The organism is Flavobacterium sp. 2 (assembly GCF_049949195.1).
In the GTDB taxonomy this organism is placed as follows: domain Bacteria; phylum Bacteroidota; class Bacteroidia; order Flavobacteriales; family Flavobacteriaceae; genus Flavobacterium.
The window spans coordinates 550,962-571,768 of record NZ_CP188206.1 but is presented as its reverse complement, the minus strand read 5'-3'; the positions used below and the strand labels follow the sequence as shown (position 1 = coordinate 571,768).

Annotated in this window: 18 protein-coding genes and 1 pseudogene; 13 read left to right on the top strand and 6 right to left on the bottom strand. The window is 31.4% G+C overall.

Translation table 11 applies throughout. The features are described 5' to 3' along the window. The first annotated feature begins 77 nt into the window (after positions 1-77). Positions 78-1,433, top strand: coding sequence for a sensor histidine kinase (locus ACNFIH_RS02365; protein ID WP_426485313.1), 1,356 nt, complete (start codon positions 78-80; stop codon positions 1,431-1,433). Further along, positions 1,430-2,131: a response regulator transcription factor gene (locus ACNFIH_RS02360; protein WP_035644210.1), complete on the top strand. Its 702-nt coding sequence runs from the start codon at positions 1,430-1,432 to the stop codon at positions 2,129-2,131. The genes ACNFIH_RS02365 and ACNFIH_RS02360 overlap by 4 nt, the downstream gene beginning before the upstream one ends. A gap of 27 nt (positions 2,132-2,158) precedes the next feature. On the opposite strand, the gene ACNFIH_RS02355 is transcribed toward ACNFIH_RS02360, so the two are convergent. Further along, positions 2,159-3,844, bottom strand: a complete 1,686-nt coding sequence (locus tag ACNFIH_RS02355) for a S41 family peptidase (protein ID WP_426485312.1) — start codon at positions 3,842-3,844, stop codon at positions 2,159-2,161. Between the two features lie 213 nt (positions 3,845-4,057). On the opposite strand from ACNFIH_RS02355, the gene ACNFIH_RS02350 reads away from it, so the two are divergent. Then, positions 4,058-5,263: a hypothetical protein gene (locus ACNFIH_RS02350; protein ID WP_426485311.1), complete on the top strand. Its 1,206-nt coding sequence runs from the start codon at positions 4,058-4,060 to the stop codon at positions 5,261-5,263. 104 nt (positions 5,264-5,367) lie between these two features. Here ACNFIH_RS02350 and ACNFIH_RS02345 read toward each other — a convergent pair whose 3' ends face one another. Next, positions 5,368-6,063: a pseudouridine synthase gene (locus ACNFIH_RS02345; RefSeq protein ID WP_426485310.1), complete on the bottom strand. Its 696-nt coding sequence runs from the start codon at positions 6,061-6,063 to the stop codon at positions 5,368-5,370. A gap of 263 nt (positions 6,064-6,326) precedes the next feature. On the opposite strand from ACNFIH_RS02345, the gene ACNFIH_RS02340 reads away from it, so the two are divergent. The 6 genes from ACNFIH_RS02340 (at position 6,327) to ACNFIH_RS02315 (ending at position 11,141) form a co-directional block, all read left to right on the top strand. Continuing rightward, a complete protein-coding gene (locus ACNFIH_RS02340) occupies positions 6,327-7,382 on the top strand; it encodes a PD-(D/E)XK nuclease family protein (protein WP_426485309.1) in 1,056 nt (351 codons plus the stop codon). A gap of 66 nt (positions 7,383-7,448) precedes the next feature. Further along, the gene (locus ACNFIH_RS02335; protein ID WP_426485308.1) at positions 7,449-8,237 is read left to right on the top strand and encodes an SDR family NAD(P)-dependent oxidoreductase; all 789 of its coding nucleotides are present in this window, start codon (positions 7,449-7,451) and stop codon (positions 8,235-8,237) included. 227 nt (positions 8,238-8,464) lie between these two features. After that, positions 8,465-9,271 (top strand): phytanoyl-CoA dioxygenase family protein, encoded by an 807-nt coding sequence (locus tag ACNFIH_RS02330; RefSeq protein WP_426485307.1) that lies wholly within the window; start codon positions 8,465-8,467, stop codon positions 9,269-9,271. Between the two features lie 154 nt (positions 9,272-9,425). Continuing rightward, on the top strand, positions 9,426-10,112 hold the full coding sequence (locus ACNFIH_RS02325; protein ID WP_426485306.1) for a CDP-alcohol phosphatidyltransferase family protein: 687 nt from the start codon (positions 9,426-9,428) through the stop codon (positions 10,110-10,112). A gap of 1 nt (position 10,113) precedes the next feature. Further along, entirely contained in the window at positions 10,114-10,545 is a 432-nt protein-coding gene (locus ACNFIH_RS02320) for a GtrA family protein (RefSeq protein ID WP_426485305.1), read from the top strand. Between the two features lie 17 nt (positions 10,546-10,562). Further along, positions 10,563-11,141: a DUF4833 domain-containing protein gene (locus ACNFIH_RS02315; RefSeq protein ID WP_426485304.1), complete on the top strand. Its 579-nt coding sequence runs from the start codon at positions 10,563-10,565 to the stop codon at positions 11,139-11,141. Between the two features lie 57 nt (positions 11,142-11,198). On the opposite strand, the gene ACNFIH_RS02310 is transcribed toward ACNFIH_RS02315, so the two are convergent. Beyond that, the gene (locus ACNFIH_RS02310) at positions 11,199-11,894 is read right to left on the bottom strand and encodes a LytR/AlgR family response regulator transcription factor (protein ID WP_426485303.1); all 696 of its coding nucleotides are present in this window, start codon (positions 11,892-11,894) and stop codon (positions 11,199-11,201) included. Continuing rightward, positions 11,891-13,465: a histidine kinase gene (locus ACNFIH_RS02305; protein WP_426485302.1), complete on the bottom strand. Its 1,575-nt coding sequence runs from the start codon at positions 13,463-13,465 to the stop codon at positions 11,891-11,893. Before ACNFIH_RS02305 ends, ACNFIH_RS02310 begins: the two co-directional genes overlap by 4 nt. A 196-nt stretch (positions 13,466-13,661) precedes the next feature. On the opposite strand from ACNFIH_RS02305, the gene ACNFIH_RS02300 reads away from it, so the two are divergent. Then, positions 13,662-16,037, top strand: a complete 2,376-nt coding sequence (locus ACNFIH_RS02300; RefSeq protein ID WP_426485301.1) for an outer membrane beta-barrel protein — start codon at positions 13,662-13,664, stop codon at positions 16,035-16,037. Between the two features lie 51 nt (positions 16,038-16,088). Here ACNFIH_RS02300 and ACNFIH_RS02295 read toward each other — a convergent pair whose 3' ends face one another. Continuing rightward, positions 16,089-16,748 carry a hypothetical protein gene (locus ACNFIH_RS02295; RefSeq protein ID WP_426485300.1) on the bottom strand — a complete coding sequence of 220 codons (660 nt, stop codon included), beginning with the start codon at positions 16,746-16,748 and terminating at the stop codon, positions 16,089-16,091. A 404-nt stretch (positions 16,749-17,152) separates the two neighbouring features. Between ACNFIH_RS02295 and ACNFIH_RS02290 the strand changes: the two genes are divergently transcribed. After that, on the top strand, positions 17,153-18,250 hold the full coding sequence (locus tag ACNFIH_RS02290) for a protein kinase domain-containing protein (protein ID WP_426485299.1): 1,098 nt from the start codon (positions 17,153-17,155) through the stop codon (positions 18,248-18,250). Positions 18,251-18,479: 229 nt separating this feature from the next. On the opposite strand, the pseudogene ACNFIH_RS02285 reads toward ACNFIH_RS02290, so the two are convergent. Beyond that, positions 18,480-18,735, bottom strand: a pseudogene (locus ACNFIH_RS02285) (XRE family transcriptional regulator); the annotation flags it as partial. A 429-nt stretch (positions 18,736-19,164) separates the two neighbouring features. On the opposite strand from ACNFIH_RS02285, the gene ACNFIH_RS02280 reads away from it, so the two are divergent. After that, positions 19,165-20,076 carry a hypothetical protein gene (locus ACNFIH_RS02280; protein ID WP_426485298.1) on the top strand — a complete coding sequence of 304 codons (912 nt, stop codon included), beginning with the start codon at positions 19,165-19,167 and terminating at the stop codon, positions 20,074-20,076. Between the two features lie 124 nt (positions 20,077-20,200). Then, on the top strand, positions 20,201-20,797 hold the full coding sequence (locus ACNFIH_RS02275; protein WP_426485297.1) for a CBS domain-containing protein: 597 nt from the start codon (positions 20,201-20,203) through the stop codon (positions 20,795-20,797). The last annotated feature ends 10 nt before the right edge of the window (positions 20,798-20,807 follow it).

The following is a 20,807-nucleotide window of genomic DNA, read 5'->3' as shown; positions in this document are numbered from 1 at the left end:
TCTTAACCAATGTTAACTAGTGTTAACTGGGTTATTCAATCACCAAAATGAGATATATTTGTATATTATCATTTGCTATGAAAAATCAGTTTAAAATTATTCTAATCACTTCTATTACTGCGTGTAGTATTTTGCTTTTCCAGCTTTTTTGGGTTTACAGAACCTATGAAGAAAGTCGGGAGAATTTTCAGGGGAAAGTAAAAAATGCATTGCAGCGAAGTGTCGATTTATTCTTTCTGGAAAAGGTCAGAACACCTATGAGTCTGTCTAATGCCGATCCTTATTTGTCAATAGTAAGTGAAGTTACCGATGAAAAGAAAGAAAAAATAAACTTAAAAGGAGATTTTTCGAAATCGGGTGGACCAATCAAAATTGGAATGCAACCCCTAAAAATTGATACCTCAAATCTGGAAAATGTACGTCTTTTTTTGGTGAAATTAATTGCTTCATCAAATAAGCAGAATATTGATTTGAAATTGGTTAGTGATGATTTTAGAAAAGAACTCGACAAAGAAAAAATCTTTATTGATTATAAATTGTCATTGAAAAAGAACGCAGTTGCAGATTCTAAAGAAGTAGTAAGCGTTCCTTTAGGTACAAGTGAGAAAAACTGGGTAATTGAAGCCAGGCTTTTTAAAACAGGAAAATTTCTGATTTCAAAAAATATCATTCCGTTTTCGATATCCATAATTCTGGTGATTCTGACAGGCGGAAGCCTTTGGTATCTCGGATTGATTATTTACAGACAGAAACAGCTCGATTATAAAAAGAATAATTTTATAAGCAATATTACGCACGAATTGCGAACACCAATATCGATTCTTAAATCAACTAACGAAGCATTATTGCAATTTGGAGAAGCTTCTAATCCAGAAAAAACAAATCGTTATTTAAAGATTAATGCAGATGTTTTAAATAAACTGGATTACAATATAGATCGTCTTTTGGATATAACGAGATATGAATTAGGCGTAAAATACGTAAATTTAACGGATGTAAATATTGAAGAATTAATAAAAAGCATAGTAGATAAATTTCAGGTAAATGATAGCAATCAGATATCATTTAGTGCGGAATTAGAAAATGAAATCATTCGTACTGATAAAGATATGATTGAAGGAATATTGACTAATCTTATAGATAATGCTTTGAAATACAGTATTAATTCTGCCGAAATTACAGTGAAAGTTTTGAGTTCATCAAAATATTGGCAGCTGGAAGTTCAGGATAATGGAAGCGGAATAAGCGAAGAAAATCTTCCTCTTATTTTTGATAAATTCTACCGAATTACATCTGGCGATCTGCACGATGTAAAAGGCTACGGAATAGGATTGAGTTATGTAAAAGAACTGGTTAGTTTACTTTCGGGTGAAATAATTGTAAATAGTCATTTAGGATCAGGTACAACCTTTATTATTAAATTTCCATTATGAATGAAATAATTCATGTTTTGCTGGTAGAAGATGAAGAAGTGTTGTCGACTATCATAAAAGAAACTCTTGAATTGCGAGGGTTTAGTTTTACAATTGCCAAAAATGGAGTAGAAGGCTGGGAATTATTTCAGAGCAAGAAACCAGACATTTGTGTTGTGGATATCATGATGCCCAGAAAAGATGGATATTCGCTTGTAGAAGATATCCGAATAGTAGATCAGCTGACTCCTATAATTTTTCTCACGGCAAAAAATGAAATCACAGATGTTCTAAAAGGATTAAAAATCGGCGCCGATGATTATATGAAAAAGCCTTTTAGCATGGAAGAACTTATTTTGCGAATTCAGAAACTCGTAAGACGAAAGTATATCCATTCAAGTGAAGAAGCTTCCACAACATGCGATAAAAATATAAAGGTTGGAAATTTTCAATTTAATCTTCATAGGCTAGAATTGACAATTGAAGAGAAATCAGTTAATCTTTCACAACGCGAATCAGAATTATTGGATTTACTTATTCAAAATAAAAATCAATTATTAGATCGTAATAAAGCTTTGTTGCTGCTTTGGGGCGATAGTAATCCGTTTACAGCCAGAAGTATGGATGTTTATATTACCCGCCTCCGAAAATATTTAAGTGCAGATCCAGCTGTAGAAATTCTTAGTATCAGAAATAAAGGATTTAAGTTGATTGATTAAATACCAAAAAAGACTGCAACGCGTCTCTTAATTTGCTTTGTTTTCTGCAGCTTTTATTAATTCAATTCCTTTAAGAATATATTGATCGGCAGTAAAATTTGATGTTGTTTCCTTGAAAAAGTGATCAATTTTCAAACCGTTTCTTTGGACACCCGTACCGTCAGGATAAAACCCTCCCATCGAAGTGAATGGAATTTCTGTCCCATCAGGCGATTTAAAAACGGCAATATTCAATGGAGCACCAGATGTCGTTTCCCCCACAGTTATACAAGTAGGAGAGGCCTGAATAGCCATTCCAATAAACTCAGCCTTACTTTGAGTGGTAGTATTTACTAATAAAATAATTTTTTTATTATAGTAATTTGAGTTTTTTCCACCAGCTTTAAAAGGATCTATTATGGCACTGATAGCAGGTTTATCAAAGTTTGCCAACGATGGTCTGTCTCTTAATGGTGAAAGAATTTTAATAAATTCCCTTCTGTCTGGATAGGTATATTTTGCAATCTCAGCGCCTGAAATATTTTTTGGATAATTTCTTAAATCTAGTATAATTCCATTTGTATTAGAAAATGCTTCAAATGCTTTTTTGGTTTCCTCTTTTGAAATTGTACTTAGATTTATATACCCAATATTATCATCAATGATTTGCCATTCTTTTTTATAGGTGAAAAACGGTATATAAGAACGTTCGTCATCTTTAGAAAAAGTTTTATAGAGATGAATATATTTTGTGGTAACAGCATCTTTTCTTTTTATCTTAACTTTAAGACTATCTTCTTTACTCCACAATAAAAATCGGGTCCAATATTTTAAATGAGTAGCATTTGAAGAAGAAAACTTTGGATCTATCTTTTGCTTTCGAAATGATTTAATGTCCATGTCGTTAACTTCAAGAATCAAATCTCCTAATTTCAAATCCTCTTTTTTTGCCAATTCATTCACAATTCCCGAAACTACTAGAGTGTCATTAACGTTCATTACTGAGATTGGCGGCTTAAATTTAAATAGAGAATCGGATACTGTTTTTGAGAAAAAATACGAATGTGAATCATTAAGTGATACAACTAAATTAGTCTTTGCCAATTCATAATCTAATTGAGAATTAGCGCTTGTGAAATTATCGATAAAGCTTTCTAACTGACTATACCAGTTTTTATCCATCAGATATTTATTTACATCATGATATTGGATCACATTCCAAAAACTAAATAGTTCTAATAGTCTATGACTTTTTATTTTATAGTCAAATGTTTTAAAGCCTTTCTCATTATCGAAAGTCGGAATTCCGTTTTTTGATGTGTAGTAAAAGCCGATATTTATATTGGTTTCTAGTTTTTTTAACTTGGTATAAAGTTCTGTGTTGCCTGAATATTGTTCAATCCACTTATAATCATAATTTTTTGTAAATAGATTATCTGTATCCGTATCAGTTTTTATTTTGCTTTCTGGAATCGATAAAATAAAATTTAATAAAAACGCATCGAGATTTGTTTGTGAAGTTACACTTTCAAGCTTATCAAAATTTTCAACAAATTTTTCGTCCCAATTGTATTTTCCATTACTTACTTCAGAATGTTGGTATTTCATCAATCCCCAAACCAAACCAAATTGTTTGTATTTTTCAGTATTATTAATAATTTGTTTTTCTTGAGAAATCATTTGCATTATAAAGCAAATGCAAAGCGTAATTGTAAAAACATTTTTTTTGTTCATAAATGGGTTTTTAATATTAAATTATCAACAGCTCTTCTTAATAATTTACTACTGTAATATAGGTTGATAATAAGAATTTGGAGTAAATAACGTACTTTTTTGTGAATGAAAAAATCCAGTTTGTGTTATTTAAATCTTAAAATAAAAAGGAAAATTAAATAAGTTGATCTATGATTTATTATTATTATCGATTACAAAAACAGTGAATTAATTATGGATAGAATAAAAGGTTGGTTCCGCGGCGTTACCGAAAGAGAAAATGTAAAAAAAGTATCTGATATTGATTTTAAAGATGAAAATTTTAAAAGAATGATATCTGACTTAAAAATTGACTCGTTAATGAAAGTGACTGAACTGAATTGCGAAGATTTTAATCTTGTTTCTATAGATGAAATTAAGTATTTCCCTAACCTAGAAATACTAACTATAAATTCATTTGATTTAGAGGAGCTTAATTTGGGTTTTAATCATAAGTTAAAAGTGATTAATATTAAAAACAGTGAGCATCTTACAGAAATTGATTTTTCAAAAAACACATCTCTTGAAGTTTTAGAACTAGAGAATTTACTTCTTGAAAATTTAGATTTAAAGGCAAATATAAACTTGAAAAAAATAGTTTTGGATAGTTTGAATGAAATGGATGATATTGATTTAACATATAATTTAAATCTTGAAGAATTATATGTTACTCATATGTTGAATTTTAATGCCAGGCTAAATGAAAAAAATAAAGTATTAAAAAAAGTATATTGCTCATATGGTGGTTCATGTAAATGGGAACAAAGTGGATTGCCTGCATTAGAAGATCTTACTTTAGAAAATGCAGAGATTGATTCAGTAGATGTCACAGGGCTTCCTAAATTGAAGAAATTGGATATAACATGGAATCAAATATCTGAAATCAATCTTTTTAATAACATACTGCTAGAAGAATTACGCATTGGAGATAATGCATTCTCAAATATAAATCTTGAAAAAAATATAAATTTAAAATATCTACATCTGGGTGGAGATTATGATAGATGGTCTTATGAAAAGATTAATCATACCTTTTTAGATGTCACTCATAACACTAAATTAATTCAATTATTTATTAACTCAAGTGGTTTGTCTGAACTAGATTTATCTCAAAATTTATTTCTTGAAAGACTTTATATTGATGAAAATCCAATAAAATCTCTTGATTTGTCAAAAAACTATTTGCTTAATGATTTGAGTGTACAAAATACAATTTTGGAAGCCATCAATCTTTCGGGAAATATTAAACTAAAAGATGTTCAATTAAAAGACAATAAATTGAGTTTGATTCAGTTTCCTGTTGAAATGGATATCAAACAGGTTAGTTTATCAAAAGATATGTTTGATGATGAAACGATACAAAAACTAGTAGCTGAAGGTTTTGTTTTTGAAAAAGATTGATAGTATGCTAAAAATACAATCTATCTTCTTTTTATAGATTTAAAAAGAGGTTAAAAAAATCCATTTCGTTGCGAAATTGGATTTTAAATTTTTTAGATGAAATACTATTGATACTTACTCAAATCCAGATTAAGAATAGTACCTACTTTACTAAACTCTTCATTAACCTTTGCATTCAGGATTAGTTGTTCATTGCTTATTGGATGATTAAAAATTAACTGATGCGCATGAAGCATCATTCCTTTTAGATTAAAATTCTCCAGCCATAATTTATTTTGTTTGTTGCAACCATGTGGCCGACTTCCTAAAATGGGATGAAAAATATGTTTGAAATGTTTTCGTAATTGATGCATACGTCCAGTTTCAGGAATGGCTTCAACCAAACAATATCGTGATGTTGGTTTATTGTTAAATGCTAATTCAACTTCAGCATTTTGCAAACGATGAAAGTAGGTTATTGCATTTTGAGTAACATCGTCATCATTAGTTAAATCATAATCAATTGTTAGTTCCTCGGATGACCAACCGCGTAAAATGGCTAAATATTTCTTTTCGACTTCGCGTGTGGCAAAACGATCATTCATAATTTTTAAAACAGCTGCATCCAGCGCAAATAACAAAACTCCAGATGTTTTGCGATCTAACCGATGAATAGGGTAGACGTGTTGCCCAATTTGATTTCTCAATTCCTGAATGGCATACACTTTTGCATCGCGCGCATAAAATGATTTGTGAACCAACAAGCCACTTGGTTTATTAATGGCTATAATATATTCGTCCTGGTAAAGAATTTCTAACATTCGGCAAAAGTAGACGAGATTTTGATTGAAATGGTTTTTATGAGTTGTTTATTTGCCGATCGTTCGGAAATTCTTTTTCGTGTCTACGACTAATTTTAATAAAAAACTGATATAAATTATACTCGTTAAAAAACTAGATTCTCTTTTTTTAAAATTTGTTAGGAGATACTTTGTGGGCACGGATTATAAATCCGCGCGATCGGGGGATTTATAAGTCACAAAGTTTTAGTACTTTCACAAAAAAACACTTAGAATGATACCTTATGAATAGAACTTTTTTCGAATATCTAGGAATAGCAGATATGGAGCGAATCCATTCGCAAATTTTGGCATGGATATTTTCATCAGATTGCAATGCTTTAAATGATAGTCAAAAATGTAATTTATTGATGACTGTTTTCAATCTTGAAAACGTTTTTGAAATAAAAAATATTTTGACAGAGAGTCAAAGAATCGACATTCTTATAGAAACAGATAGTGATTTAATTGTTATAGAAAATAAATTAAAATCTTCACAGCATTCCAATCAGCTAGAACGATATGTTGAGCTATTCAGCAGGACTCATAAAGTTAAGCCAAAATTTTATTTTTTAACTCTCATTGACGAAATTGTAAAAGATCCTAACTGGAAAAGAATTTCATATACCCGCATATTTGAAGCTTTGAAAAAAATAAGACTAAATGAGGATTCTCATTCAGTGATACTTAGCGAATATATTACATATCTTGGTAAATTATCTGGATTATTAATAGATTTTCAAAACGACAGTAAAAAATATGATATGGTTTTCTTAGATGGTAAAAAAAAGAAAGCCGATAAATTAAACATTCTATATAAAAATGAATATGAGAAATTTATTGCTGAAAATCAACTTGAAACGATACTTCAAAAAAGTTTCTTAACTTCTCTTTCCTTGCGAATTGAAAAAGTAAGTACTTTCGTTGCCGATACCCGAGGTGATGCTCTTATTGATTTTCATTTGAAGCCGAATATTTATTTTGGCGGGAAAAAATACATGACAATGATTCAGCTTCAAAATGATGTCATAAAATTTGCCTTTGTAGTGGCCGAAAAATACGGAACTTCAAAAAAAGATTGGATTCAAAGTATGATTCCAAAAATGGAGGAATTAAGTTTAGAAAATACATTTGGTTACTTCAAATGCAACCGCCCCAAAACCAAGGCTTATATATCGATATCCAAGAAACTTACCCGAAATTATTGGCACATGAATATGGACGAGTTAGTCATTTTTATCGAAAAGGAAATTGATAATGGCAATAGGCTAACAGAATTACTAGAATTAAAACTGAATTAGAACAACTGTTTTATTACTCCAACAGCTCACAATTAATCTTTATATTTGATTCATTAAATTAATAAAATGAGTGAAAAAACGAAACCGTATGCCTTAATAACTGGCGCCAGCAAAGGCATTGGAAAATCTATTGCTTATGAATTGGCGAAAAAGGGTTATCCACTATTGCTTGTTGCAAGAAGTGAAGCGGAATTAAAAGCAATATCTGATGATCTTCAAGTTAAATACGGCATCAATGCTCTTTTTTTATCGATTGATCTTTCGATAAAGGATGCATCGCAAAAAGTAACTGATTGGATAAAAACGAATAATTATTCGGTTGCCATTTTAGTTAACAATGCGGGTTATGGTGTGTGGGGCGATTTTAGTAAGTCTTCTCTAACCGATCAAATTGGGATGATGCAACTTAATATGAATGTAGTGGTGGAGCTTTCCCATTTATTAGTACCCATACTTTCACAAGAAAAACAAGCTTATATTTTAAATATATCGAGTACTGCTGCCTATCAGGCTGTACCTACGCTGGCAGTTTATTCGGCTACAAAGGCTTTTGTTTTATCGTTTACCCGAGCTTTGCGTTTTGAACTTGCCCAAACTTCAATTTCAGTAACTTGTTTTAGTCCAGGTCCGGTTGATACTGGTTTTGCTGCAAGAGCTGGTTTAAGTGCTTTAAACAAAATGGCTGAAAAGTTTAATATGCAGCCTGATGAAGTTGCAAAAATGGCTGTAAAAGCCATGTTCAACAAAAAATCAGAAGTTATTCCGGGGTTTACCAATATCATTTCGGTGTATGCCAATCGTATACTACCAAAGGCATTCATCGAAAAAACGGCAGCTGGAATTTATAAAATTTAATTTTTTTTCGAAAAAAATAAAAAATAATTTTTGCAAAAGAGAAAATATATGTTATGTTTGTATTAAATTCTACTAATCCTATAGAGTATGTCAAATAAAAGAAAAAATAAGTTTAATTTTCCTAAAGGTCAAATGCAGGCAAACATGCGAATGTGTTGTTGTTGCTGTTGCTAGACTTTTAGATAAAATTTCAAACTTATTATTTCATTTATTAAATACATATTATCATGGTATCTTCTTATAAAACATTTACCCTTACTGAGCAATTAACTAATGAGCAAATTGCCTTTTTTAACGAACATGGCTTCATTCATTTCAAAAAATTTATAAATCCAGAAACGGTTTCATCCATCATTGATGCCTCTAAACAAGTAGAACAAAATTGGATTGAAAATGAAGTTGAAAAAATAAACGGTGTCCCTATTAAATACGGGAAAGATTTAGACGGCTCTGCTATTGTGCAACGTTTTGCTTTTATCAATCAGCATCATCAAACCTTGAGCGGTCTTTTACTAGATCCAAGATTTAATGGTTTATTACCATTGGCAGGCGATGGCGCAAGATTAGGTACTGAAGAAAAAGACGGAATGGTTTTCAATCATTATATCAATGGCCCAGAAAGTAAGTTTACTAAAATGGGCTGGCATACAGACGGTTTGAGAGATATCTTTTATGGTGGAAAATTAAACCCGATGTTAAATGTGGGAATTCATTTAAGCACTTTAAAACCTGAAAACGGCGGTCTTAAAATCATTCCGGGTACGCACAAGCAAAGTGTTTATCAAATGCTTTTCCGTAAAAAATACTTTTTAGATAATAAACCTGATCCACAAGAGGTTTCTATCACTCCGGAAGCTGGAGATTTAACCATTCACGATGGCCGTTTGTGGCACAGAGTTGCAGAATCATCTATCCGTGGCGAAGAAAGCAGAAGGAGAGTTATTTATATTCCGATTATAGCCGGAAAATATGCGCCTAAAAATGAGAACAGCCCAACAGTTTTCTATCAACGTTTTGCGGGTATTGTTAAATAATTATGCTGATTATTATCGCATTTAGTTATCTGGTTAGATCAGGTAAGCTAAAACGTACCACAGATTTTTTTAAAAATACCCAAAGAAAAGTAAAATTAAAAATTGCAAAAGTAGAATTGGTTATAGCATCAGGCTTACAAATATTGGGCTAGTAATGGGAAAAGAAACACAGATTGAAGATCGTAATGCAATTGCAAAAAGAACATTTTCAGACCGTAAGCGCACTAATATTTTAAAAAGAGCAGAACAGTTAACGATTGTATTTTTGCTTCCAAAAGTGCCTAAATTTATTTCGCCAAACGTACTCACTTTTATTGGTACTGTTGGTTCGGGTTTGGTTTTTTTAGGTTTTGTTTTAGGAACTTATTTAACAAATTGGTATTTGCTTTTGGGTATTATCGGTTTGGCTATAAATTGGTTAGGCGATTCTTTAGATGGAAGATTGGCTTATTATAGAAATATTCCACGCCGTTGGTATGGTTTTGCACTCGACATTATCGCCGATTGGATTGGTATTGTACTTATAGGCTTTGGCTATTACATTTATGCTGAAAATGGCACACAAATAATAGCCTTTGCTTTTGTTGCATTGTATGGTTGGTCGATCATCATCAGCCAGTTACGCTACAAAATTACAAATAAATACAGTATAGATTCTGGCTTTGTTGGTCCAACAGAACTCCGATTTATTATTGCTTTAATTTTAATTATTGAAGTTGCATTTCGCGGATCAATTACCTATTTGGCTGGTTTAATCACGGTTATATTGTTAATTATCAATACTATTGATAGTCTAAAACTTCTAAAGTTGGGCGATTTAAAAGATAAAAACCAAGACTGATATGTTCAGTAAAAAATCCATTTTCACTTTTCTGCAAGCACAAGTTGCGGCATTTGTAGGTGGTATTACCGATTATGGCTTAATGGTTTTGTTGACAGAAGTATTTAAATTACATTTTACTTTTTCTATTCTAATCTCTGGAACCGTTGGCGCCATTATCAATTTCAGCATCAATAGATTTTGGGTATTTAAAAATCAATCGGGTTATAGCAGTCACATTAATAGTCAGCTTTTTAAATTTGCGTTGGTTGTATTGGGAAGTATTTCTTTAAAATCATTCGGTACGCTTATTTTGCAAAAATCATTTCAAATCGATTACAGAATCGGAAGATTAATCACGGATAGTTTTGTTTCTTATGGATTTAATTATCCACTGATTAAATATTGGGTTTTTAAGATAAACGAAAAACAGAAGGTAATCGAATCAAATTAGAATATAAATTTTTCGTTATGAATAAATTATCATTTAAAAATTTTACAAAATCACTAATCGTTATAACGATCTTAGTAAGTATAATTTCTGAAAATGTATTGGCACAATCTAAAAATCCGTCGCCATTAAATTTTCCAACGCCTAAAAACATAGATAATATGTTATTTTATATTCAGCGCGACCCTAATATAAACACCGCTATTTATGCCATAAACTACCTGGAAAATGGAAAAATAAACAAAAGCGATCCTATAAAAGCGTATTGGATTCGATATGCTGAGAAAGGAGAGAAGAAAGACTTTAATTACTTGCAACGCAAATTTGCATACGGAATAGAAAGTAAAACCATAAATAATGAGGAGTTTGAGCTTCAATTTGTATCTTATAAAAAGTTACCCTTAACCTTGAAAAAGATAGATTCAGATCAAAAATATCATGTTTTTGTAAGTGTGAATCAAAAAAGAATACAGGTAGAAAAAATATTTGTTCGCATTGAAGGAGGTTCTTTTTGGTTTCCAAATGTAAAATATGCCGAAGTTACCGGAATTGATGCTTCTTCAAATAAAACAATTACTGAAAGAATGTTACTAAAATAAGATACTTATTTTAAATTTTTATTAGAACCGGTTTGCATGTATACACGTCATCAAAAACTAAATCAGTTTATGTTTGATTTCTTTATATCTTGAACGACCAACAGGCAATAGTTCTCCATTTTTAAGTAACATATTATATTTTCCGCCAGTTTCTACAATAAGTTTATCTGCCTCCTGCCAGCAAAGAATATAGGATTTATGAATTCGTTCGAATGTTGCAGGAAGTAGTTTTTCTAATGATTCCATAGACTTATCATGCAGTTCTACGTGGCCATTTACTAAATGTAATTCGGTATAAATTCCAGCGCCTTTTATGTATCTTATATCTTTAATGGTGATGAGTTTGATCGTTTTTCCTTTTTTTACGGCTAAAAACTGAATATCCTGACCATTTGTTTTTTCTGGTGTTGTAAAACGTGTAAAGGCCTGAGCAAGTCGGTTTGCATCAAATGGTTTAGGAACAAAATCCAAAACGCCATAATGAAATGCCATAATCGCTTTATCGGTATAAGCGGAAATAATAATGGTTTGAAACGATTTTGCGACAACGGTCTGCAGTACTTCAAATCCATCTTCGCCATTCAAATTCAAATCGAGAAGCAGTAAATCAATGGATTGTTTTTCAATTGTATTCAATCCATTTTCAACAGAATCACCGAGTAAAATCTGAACTTCTTTATCAAAAAAATCGCGCGTCATTCTTTCGATTCGTTTGGCAATTCGGGCCTCGTCTTCAATAATTAGAATTTTCATTTTTTATCAAAAATTTTAATTGTTGTACACCATCCTTCTTCTACAGCAAAAGAATCAAATTGCCAATTACTGCCGTAACTTTCATTTAATCGAGCTTTGATGTATTTAAAACCTGTTCCGTTGCTGTTTTCTCGTTTTCTGTTTCTATTTTTTGCGATCGTTAACAATGTATATTGTTTGTATTGTTTCTCTTTGGTAAAACTTAAACGGAAAGTAATGTAGCCTTGTTTTGGAGGTAAACTATGCGTGATTCCGTTTTCAATAATAGTATGAATAACCGCTGGAGGAATTTCTTCATTTGCATCAATATTTTTTTCTTCCCAGTTATAACATACTTCTTTTCTAAAGGACATTACTTCTAAATGTTTTCGGCATAATTCAATTTCCTGCTGAATAGGAATTAAGGTGTCTTCGGCAATAGAATTCATTATATCAAATTCATCTGCTAGCGCACGAATAAATACAACGCCTTGTTGAGGAGATTCTTCTATCCAATCTATTAATGAAGTCAGTGTATTACGAAGAAAGTGCGGCTGAATATTTTTCTTAACCAATTCTAACTGTAATCTTGATGAAAGCAATAACGATGCATTATGCGCTTCTTCTAGAGCTTTTGCCCGAATAGTATGCAGATAAAGCATAGACAGAACAATAATTGTAAATGCAATGAACAATCCAAAATCATAAAAAATATATTTGTTGACAATCACGCTTGCCAATAAACCAATCACAACGATTAAACCGCCTTTAATTTTTCGGAATGCCGCATCAATGGCAACAATAAAGGAGACGATGCACATTGCATAACTAAAATAGATGGCTGTCCTATCATATTCGCCGTAGTAAACGATATAGATTGTTATAAGACTTATAATCAAAAGAAATAAAAACAATCGTTTTAATTTAAAGCCAAATTGCAGCATAAAATACCAGGGAACCAGTATTGAAATTATAAATGTCAGCAAGCCAACAATCTGTAATCGGGTATAAAAATGGGTATAAGGAATATCGACATAAAATTTCACGTATTCTACAATAAGAAGGCAGAAAAAAAGAAGACAAATTATCCCAAAAAGCAAAACAGTTGCTTCTTTACGCGTACTGTTTATGTAGAGAAAAAAATAATAAATAGAAGCAATAAGAAAAGCTCCTGCCATGAGATTCATAAAAGACATGACAATAAGCGGTGCACGATGAAGTCTTAAAAAGCTTTCAAGTTTTACTTTCATACCACGTTGAGATTCGCGTAAATAAACCTGAGTTCCGACTACCGTTACAGTATGCTTGCCTAAATTGGCTAATTTTTCGGGAATTTGATAATACGTCAATTCAGTTCCCGGAATTTCGGCTTGGCCGGATTTCGTCATTTTCCCGTTGCTTCCCACAAAAACACCATCCCAATAAACATCAAAAGCACCAAAGCCAGTTACTTGAATGCCCAACGGACTTGAGGTATTTTCGCGCTTAAGCAGTTCAACATCGATAACAACTTTAAATATAGAATCTGGCGACTGCCCCAGAAAATTCTGCGGTTTATCATCGTCAACATAATATGTTACATCCGATTTCACAAACTCGGTGTATTGTTTACATGATGAAAACAATAGTAGTACTAAAACGATAAAAAAGGGCGATCGATACATAAGATAAAGATAAAATAAATATCGAATACAGAAATGCATTTCGAAAGCTCCTAGAGCCGTTCGCATGTTTTAAAAGGTAAGATTTTATTTTATAAAGTAATCTTGTATCATAAAATCAACAAACATGAAAGTCTTAATAACCAGTATTTTAATTTTATTTATTCCGATATTTAGCTTTGCGCAGAAAGCAGCAGTTTCGGGTAAAGTTCAGGATAATACAACAAAAGAATCAATCCCGTATGTGACAATATCAATTCAAGATAATGCTTCAAAAACAGTAGCTGTTGGCGTTACTGACGATCATGGAATGTTTAATTTCGAAGAATTGCCAAGCGGTAAAATGACAATTTCTTTTAGTTATGTTGGATATCAAAATTATACTCAAGCACTTGAAATCATTTCAGGAAAACCAAAAATAGAATTGGGAATGATTATTTTACATGCCGATGCGGTAGAATTAAATGCTGTAGAAGTGACGGGACAAAAATCCAGCATTAGCCTAAAACTGGACAAAAAAGTTTTTGAAGTGGGTAAAGATGTGCTTTCGCAGAATGGCTCTGCTCACGATGTTTTAAACGGAGTTCCATCGGTAACCGTTAGTCCAACGGGCGGAATAAGTCTTCGTGGAAATAGCAGTGTATTGGTTTTTATTAATGGACGCCAGTCTGGTTTAACGCAAAGCAATTCACTCGATCAAATTGCTGCTGATCAGATTGAACGTGTTGAGGTAATAACAAATCCTTCGTCTAGATATGATGCTTCGGGCTCGGCAGGAATAATCAATATTATATTAAAGAAAAACAAAAAAAGCGGTTTCAGTGGTCAGGTTCGATTAGTAGCCGGATCGCCAAATGACAGCCGCCTTAATCCAAGCATCAATTTTAAATCGGATAAAATCAATATTTTTTCCAATTTTGGTATCCGTTCCTCGGATTACGTTGGATTATATACAACGAATCAGTCCACTATGAATAATGGTACTCCAAATTACCTTAACCATGTGCAGAATGAAGATCGCCACGACGATGGAAAATTGATGTATCTGGGTGCTGATTATTATATTGATGAACATCGCACCATTACGGCAGCTTTCTTGAAAAATGCCACGCAGGATGATGATAAAACTCGTTTATTATATGATTACAGCAATGCAAATCATACACGGGATAGTCTTTTAACAAGAGAAGGAAAATCATTGGAAAAAAGAGATTATAACCAATTTGAGTTTAATTATACACAGACTTTTAAAAAACCTTCAAAAAAATGGACTATCGATGTTCAGTATGATTGGTGGAACAGTGACAAAAAGTGGAATCTTTTGACGCAACAAGTTTATCCAGAAATGATGGCTTATCCCGGCATTAGAACCAATTCAGTAGGAAGTAGCAAAGATTTGCTTATGCAGAGTGATTTTGTTCAGCCAATAGATTCTGTTTCTGTATTTGAAATGGGTGTTAAGACAGAGATCCGTAAAGTTTCTAGTCAGTTTTTGGCTGAGCAGCAACAGGGAGATATTTGGACGATTTATCAGGATATTGATAATGATTTAAATTATACCGAAACCATTTCAAGTGCTTATGCACAATACAGCAATAAACTCAGAAGATTTAATTATATGCTGGGCCTTCGTACAGAATTCACTAAAATTTCTATTACAGATATTAAAAATACCTATAATGATGACAAAAAATACAACAGATTATTTCCGACCGTTAATTTAAGTTATAAGTTTGAAGCCTCTACTTTGCAGTTAAATTACAGCAAGCGCATTAACCGTCCGCTTTTATATGCTTTGTATCCTTTTAATGAGCTGACCGATTTGAATGCACAATATATTGGAAATCCGGATTTGAATCCTTCCTATTCTGATGTATTTGAATTGGCTTTTCTTAAAACTTGGAAAAAATTTACGTTGAATCCTTCCGTTTATTATCAATGGGAGAGTGGTTACATTCAGGATTTTACTTATCGAGAAAATGATATTTTTTATACAACGCCCATTAATATTCAACACGAAATACGAAGTGGTATAGAACTTTCAACATTATATAATCCGTTAAAATGGCTTCAGGTCAATTTAGAAATGAATTTTTATCATTTTGCGCAAAAGGGAAGTTATCAGGAAGAAAACCTTGACTATGAAGGAAAAACGTTTAGCGGACGTTTAAGTACTCAGATTAAATTACCGTCAAAATTCAGTTTTCAGGGACGTTATAATTTTCGAGGCGCACAACAAAATGCACAAACAAAAAACGAGGCATTGCAATCGCTTGATTTTGGTTTAAGCAAAATTTTATTAAAAGACAAAGCTACCATTGTTTTTGATGTAACAAATGCTTTCGACTTGCGCCAAAATAAAAGTACGACAACCGGAACCGATTATTATATTACCGAAAACAGTATCCCAAACGCCGCCCGCTACCGACTTAGTTTTGTGTATCGTTTTAATTTAACTGATCCAAAAGCAATTAGACAGGCGAGTAGTGCTAATCGTAATTGATAGTATAGAACAAAACTCCCCACGCTGGCGCCAGCATGGGGAAATTATAAACTATGCTACTAATTTTTTGAAGTAGGTTTCAATCACTTCTCTTAACTTTAATATATCATCTTCAAAAGTGCTAACATTATGATTGTCATTTAACATCTGAAGTCTTGAATTTATATATTTATTCTCCCCTTCTTGACTTCCATACAAAATCTGAGGGTCGAAAGAGCCATTAATATCTTCAATTCTTACTAATTCTTCGGATTCTAAAATACAAAGCTTCTCAACCTCTCTATATTTATTGTGAACAACTCGAAATTGAGCCATTATATCATCTGTCAAAAGGATTTTGTTCCGATGAAAATATATGACAGCTTCATAACAAACAGCTTGAAATGTTTTCATGTTCTTATTTAACGCTTCATGTGTTTTATCCATCGGTGTTTTTAGTTCTATGAAACTAAAATGAATTTTTACAACTAAATCATATAGCTGTTTAAGGGTTTCAATTTGTAGTTCGGTATGTCTAGTGAATTTAATTTCACTTTTCGCAAGTTGATTTTTATAAGCTTCAACTTTTTTTGATAATTTTAAGTTTTGAAAGTATTGTAATGCCGCTGATCCTAATGTGGATAACAATAGAAATATTAATAATATCCACGACATATTTTCTTTGTAATTACTTAAAATATCTTCAACAAGTTCTGGAGTAGTTTTAGCCATATCTTTTTAGTCTTTGGAATTGAATCTAAAGTACTAAAAAAAAAATATTTTTTTTTATCTGAAATACAAGTAGTTAAGTGGTTTTTGTTAAAATTTTAATGAAATGTCAATGATAATTTTGTTATGTAGCCTGATAGCTCACCAACTTGCGTGAGCGTCTCGCTCGTGCACTCAATGTATAAAATCATTTACATAATTATCTAAAGATAATTATTGTAAGCGAGTTTTAAATTCAAAACGTACGTTCACGAGCGAGACGTCCGCGCCAGCTGAAGGTAAACTAAAAAAACACTGATTACAAATCTTTTTTTTACTTTTCATTTAAAATTATTTTTAATATATTAGTAAACTTACCTAATTAAATGACTATGATAACAATTAAAATCAACTCCTAATAAAAAAATATGTACGATTTAAGAGAATCTAAAATTATCGAACTTGATGATGCAGAATGTTTAAAAGACAACACAACTTATAAATTTACAGATTTTCCAACAGGGAAAAAGCTTATAGCAAAATTTATTTCAGAATACGAGGATGCAGATGATGCTTATTTGGTTGCTGAATTCAGAAAAATTGCAGGTCTTTCAGGTGAGCCTGAAATTGCTACGGTGTATTATCTCGCTTCAGGCGAGATTTCTGGCTCTCGTAAAAGCTGTTATATGATGGATTTTGTTGATGGTGATTCGTTACAAAAATACTTAGATGCGAGAGATCACATTGCTTATGAAGTGCTTTTATATTTTACTATACAGTTGGCGTCTGGTCTTGAAAAAGCACATAATTTTGGGATTTTCCATACAGACCTACATAATGAAAATATTATTATAAATAATCTAGGCTATTTAAAACTTATTGATTTTTTGTGGTATGAATATAAAGATGCAAATGGAGATCGCGACCTTAAAGATTTTAAGAGAATAATCGACGAATTTTATTTGAAATGTAGTGATAGTGATAAACCCAGATTTAAAATTATCAATAATTATTGTCAAAGAATTAAGAATTTCAGAGGATTAAAAAAAGAAATTGAAATGCTTGATGAAATTTCTTTCGAGCTGGCACTGTTAAGCGATAAGGAACATAAAATATTATCGAAACTTTTATACCATGCTGTTGAAAACACGCTCCACATGACTATCATTAGTGGGCCATTAGATGTACCGGAAAGATTTATGCCTCCTTTGAGCGATGAAGAAAAAGAATATTTGGAGATCGAGAAAAATGGAGCAAGAATGAAACTTTTAGATACTCGTCCAGCAAAAATTCATGCCTTATTAGAGCCATTGATGTTTGTTAGTTTTTATTCTTTAAAGCAGATTGGTCTTATAGATTATGGTGTAAGGATTACAAATTCTACAGGCATTAGCTTTGAGGGACCATATAAATTTAATTTTTATATCACATTTACTTCAAAACTTTTAAAATGGAAAAGTGCAAATCAGTTATTACTTTTTGTTGAAGACGAGGCAATGGAAATAGAAGATATTATAATGGCTTAAATTAGAAGATATGGTATTTGAAATTCATAAGATGAACCTGTAGTAATTATCAGGTAGTTAAAATGAACATAAAAGCCTAGCTCAACTAAGTGTCATTATATAAAACTATGCAGATATCTGCTGATTTCGAATTCATAATGTTAATCACGTAATAAGTTGAAGATATATTAATTAAAAAAAGAGACTTAAAAGGTCTCTTTTTTAATTAAATATTTTTATAAATAGCTATTTATTTCCCAATCAATTTCTCAAGCCTAACCATCATTTCATCTTTCTCCTTCAACATACGCTCATATAACGCAATTTTTTTCTTCGTGTAATTGAATAATTTTTTCAATTGGATTATGATTGTTAATTACAAAACCAATTGCACTATCATTGTTATTAAATGTATTTGCAATAACATTTACCGCCTGTTCATCATCAAAATTCTGAAAAGCTTCAACAGGAATTTTTAATACAGCAGAGTAATGAAGCAAAAATGAATTTATGGGCCATTTTCTAAAAAAGGTTGGGAGGGAAATTAAAATTATTTTAATCAAGCTGATAATTATTGAGCAAAGTTTTTGTTGCTGCCTTAACGGGACTTCGAACCATTGTTCAGCTACTATTAAATCTCTAACAAAGCTGCTTTTAGGCTTTTAGATCTTTTATTTGCATCCAAGTATTTTTATTTACAAATCAGGTATAAGTACTTGATTTTTACGTATTTAATATTGTTATATTTGACATGTCTATCTTAATAAAGACATTAATATGTGTATGATGATGAAGTTTTACGAGAACATTATTATACATAATATAATCTTATCAATTGTATTCGCCACAAATACAGATATTGAAACGCAGATGTACGTTTTTCATACATGCTAACAATCAAGATTTAAATTTTTCAAACAAATCTAAAAGTTATTATGAGCAACAAAAAAATTCGCGTTATCGATTTTGAATCTCTTGATAAAGCTGCTTTGGACAGAGAAAAGGTAATTCTTGAAATTAAAAACCTTACAGATGCTGGGCAGTCTCCAATAGAAATATTTATGAAACGAAGAATTATTCCTGTTTTTCTTCCATTCTTAACATTGCTTGTTACAATAATATTTTTTTGTATAAACTGGAGAGGCACAGAGAAATCGAAAGCATTAGATCGTTATAAAAGTGAGGTAGATATGGTAAAAATGGTTTGGGCAGATATGAATGGCCCAGATACCACTAAAAAATACAAGAGATCAAAAGAATTTCTGATTGGAATGTTCAATGCTAATTCGGGATATTATAAAAATGATAGTATCTATTTGGGTATTGGAAAAAATCAACGACCTATAATGATATTAACGAATATGAATTCAGATATTCAAAAAGCTTTTGCTAAAATCGAAAAAAATAATGAGTTGGTTGAAGCTATTGATAAAGTTCCGGCCACATCAAAATCAAATACTGAGTCTGCGCAAACTAATAATACAGGTAAAACAGTGCTTTTAAACAGATCGCCAGAAATAATCGAAGCTACAAATAAGGTCGCAGGAAATTCATTAAAAGTTTATATACAATACACAGGAGTGGTAGGAAAGGATCGTACCCAATTTTTAGCCAATCAATTAAAACCTTATTATATAGTGCCTCCTTTAGATTTTGTTGGCAGTAAAGAAGATGAAAATGAAATACGATATTATGCGACTACTAATATTGAAGTAGCAAATCTCCTGGCTAAAAGAATTAAAGATATGACGGGATTAATATTTACCCTGAAAAAAATTAATAACACAACTATACGTAATACAATTGAAGTTTGGTACTGCAGTACTAAAACTACATCAACACAATGATAAAAGAGTAAAAGTTAAAATTTTATAGAGTAAGTTAAATCAAAACGAAAAAATGGAAGAAAATAAAACAAATTCCCACATTGCTATAATGATACTTTTGGTCGCTTTTATAATTATAATCTTAATGACCAGTTATTGGATGTATTGTTCAAATGATCCTGAAAAACTCTTCGCTATTATATTACCTGTAATCAGTACATGGGTAGGAACAATTCTGGCGTTTTATTTTGGCAAAGCTAATTTTGAAGCGGCGACTAAAAGTTACAATCAGGTTATAGATAGACTTACTCCCGATATTTTAGATGATATTTTCGTAAAACAAGTGATGATAGACAAATTTACCATGGTTTCATTAGATACTGATGATCCTCTCATAACGAAATTTGATCTAAAAGGATTACGTGATTTTTTGGATAGTATTAAGAAAAGCAGACTGCCAATTTTAGAAAAAGGAAAAGTGAAATGTATAATTCACAAAAGTACCTTGAGTGATGAAATTCTTAAGATAACACCTGCGGCTACATTAGACGAATTTATTAAGGCAAACCATTCAGTAATTGAATTTGAGAATATAAATCAAGACAAAAAAGTAGAGGACGCGAGAAAGATAATGAATGAAAAAAACTATAAGGATTTATTTGTTGTTGATGCTAATAATGAATTAACGGGCTGGCTTACTGATACTCAGATTATACGATATATGAACAATCAGAAAATATAATCACCTAAAC

Excerpts from the sequence above, each read along its gene's own strand:
- ACNFIH_RS02365 (WP_426485313.1), top strand. The coding sequence starts at position 78 with ATGAAAAATCAGTTTAAAATTATTCTAATCACTTCTATTACTGCGTGT.
- ACNFIH_RS02360 (WP_035644210.1), top strand. The coding sequence starts at position 1,430 with ATGAATGAAATAATTCATGTTTTGCTGGTAGAAGATGAAGAAGTGTTG.
- ACNFIH_RS02355 (WP_426485312.1), bottom strand. The coding sequence starts at position 3,844 with ATGAACAAAAAAAATGTTTTTACAATTACGCTTTGCATTTGCTTTATA.
- ACNFIH_RS02350 (WP_426485311.1), top strand. The coding sequence starts at position 4,058 with ATGGATAGAATAAAAGGTTGGTTCCGCGGCGTTACCGAAAGAGAAAAT.
- ACNFIH_RS02345 (WP_426485310.1), bottom strand. The coding sequence starts at position 6,063 with ATGTTAGAAATTCTTTACCAGGACGAATATATTATAGCCATTAATAAA.
- ACNFIH_RS02340 (WP_426485309.1), top strand. The coding sequence starts at position 6,327 with ATGAATAGAACTTTTTTCGAATATCTAGGAATAGCAGATATGGAGCGA.
- ACNFIH_RS02335 (WP_426485308.1), top strand. The coding sequence starts at position 7,449 with ATGAGTGAAAAAACGAAACCGTATGCCTTAATAACTGGCGCCAGCAAA.
- ACNFIH_RS02330 (WP_426485307.1), top strand. The coding sequence starts at position 8,465 with ATGGTATCTTCTTATAAAACATTTACCCTTACTGAGCAATTAACTAAT.
- ACNFIH_RS02325 (WP_426485306.1), top strand. The coding sequence starts at position 9,426 with ATGGGAAAAGAAACACAGATTGAAGATCGTAATGCAATTGCAAAAAGA.
- ACNFIH_RS02320 (WP_426485305.1), top strand. The coding sequence starts at position 10,114 with ATGTTCAGTAAAAAATCCATTTTCACTTTTCTGCAAGCACAAGTTGCG.
- ACNFIH_RS02315 (WP_426485304.1), top strand. The coding sequence starts at position 10,563 with ATGAATAAATTATCATTTAAAAATTTTACAAAATCACTAATCGTTATA.
- ACNFIH_RS02310 (WP_426485303.1), bottom strand. The coding sequence starts at position 11,894 with ATGAAAATTCTAATTATTGAAGACGAGGCCCGAATTGCCAAACGAATC.
- ACNFIH_RS02300 (WP_426485301.1), top strand. The coding sequence starts at position 13,662 with ATGAAAGTCTTAATAACCAGTATTTTAATTTTATTTATTCCGATATTT.
- ACNFIH_RS02295 (WP_426485300.1), bottom strand. The coding sequence starts at position 16,748 with ATGGCTAAAACTACTCCAGAACTTGTTGAAGATATTTTAAGTAATTAC.
- ACNFIH_RS02290 (WP_426485299.1), top strand. The coding sequence starts at position 17,153 with ATGTACGATTTAAGAGAATCTAAAATTATCGAACTTGATGATGCAGAA.
- ACNFIH_RS02280 (WP_426485298.1), top strand. The coding sequence starts at position 19,165 with ATGAGCAACAAAAAAATTCGCGTTATCGATTTTGAATCTCTTGATAAA.
- ACNFIH_RS02275 (WP_426485297.1), top strand. The coding sequence starts at position 20,201 with ATGACCAGTTATTGGATGTATTGTTCAAATGATCCTGAAAAACTCTTC.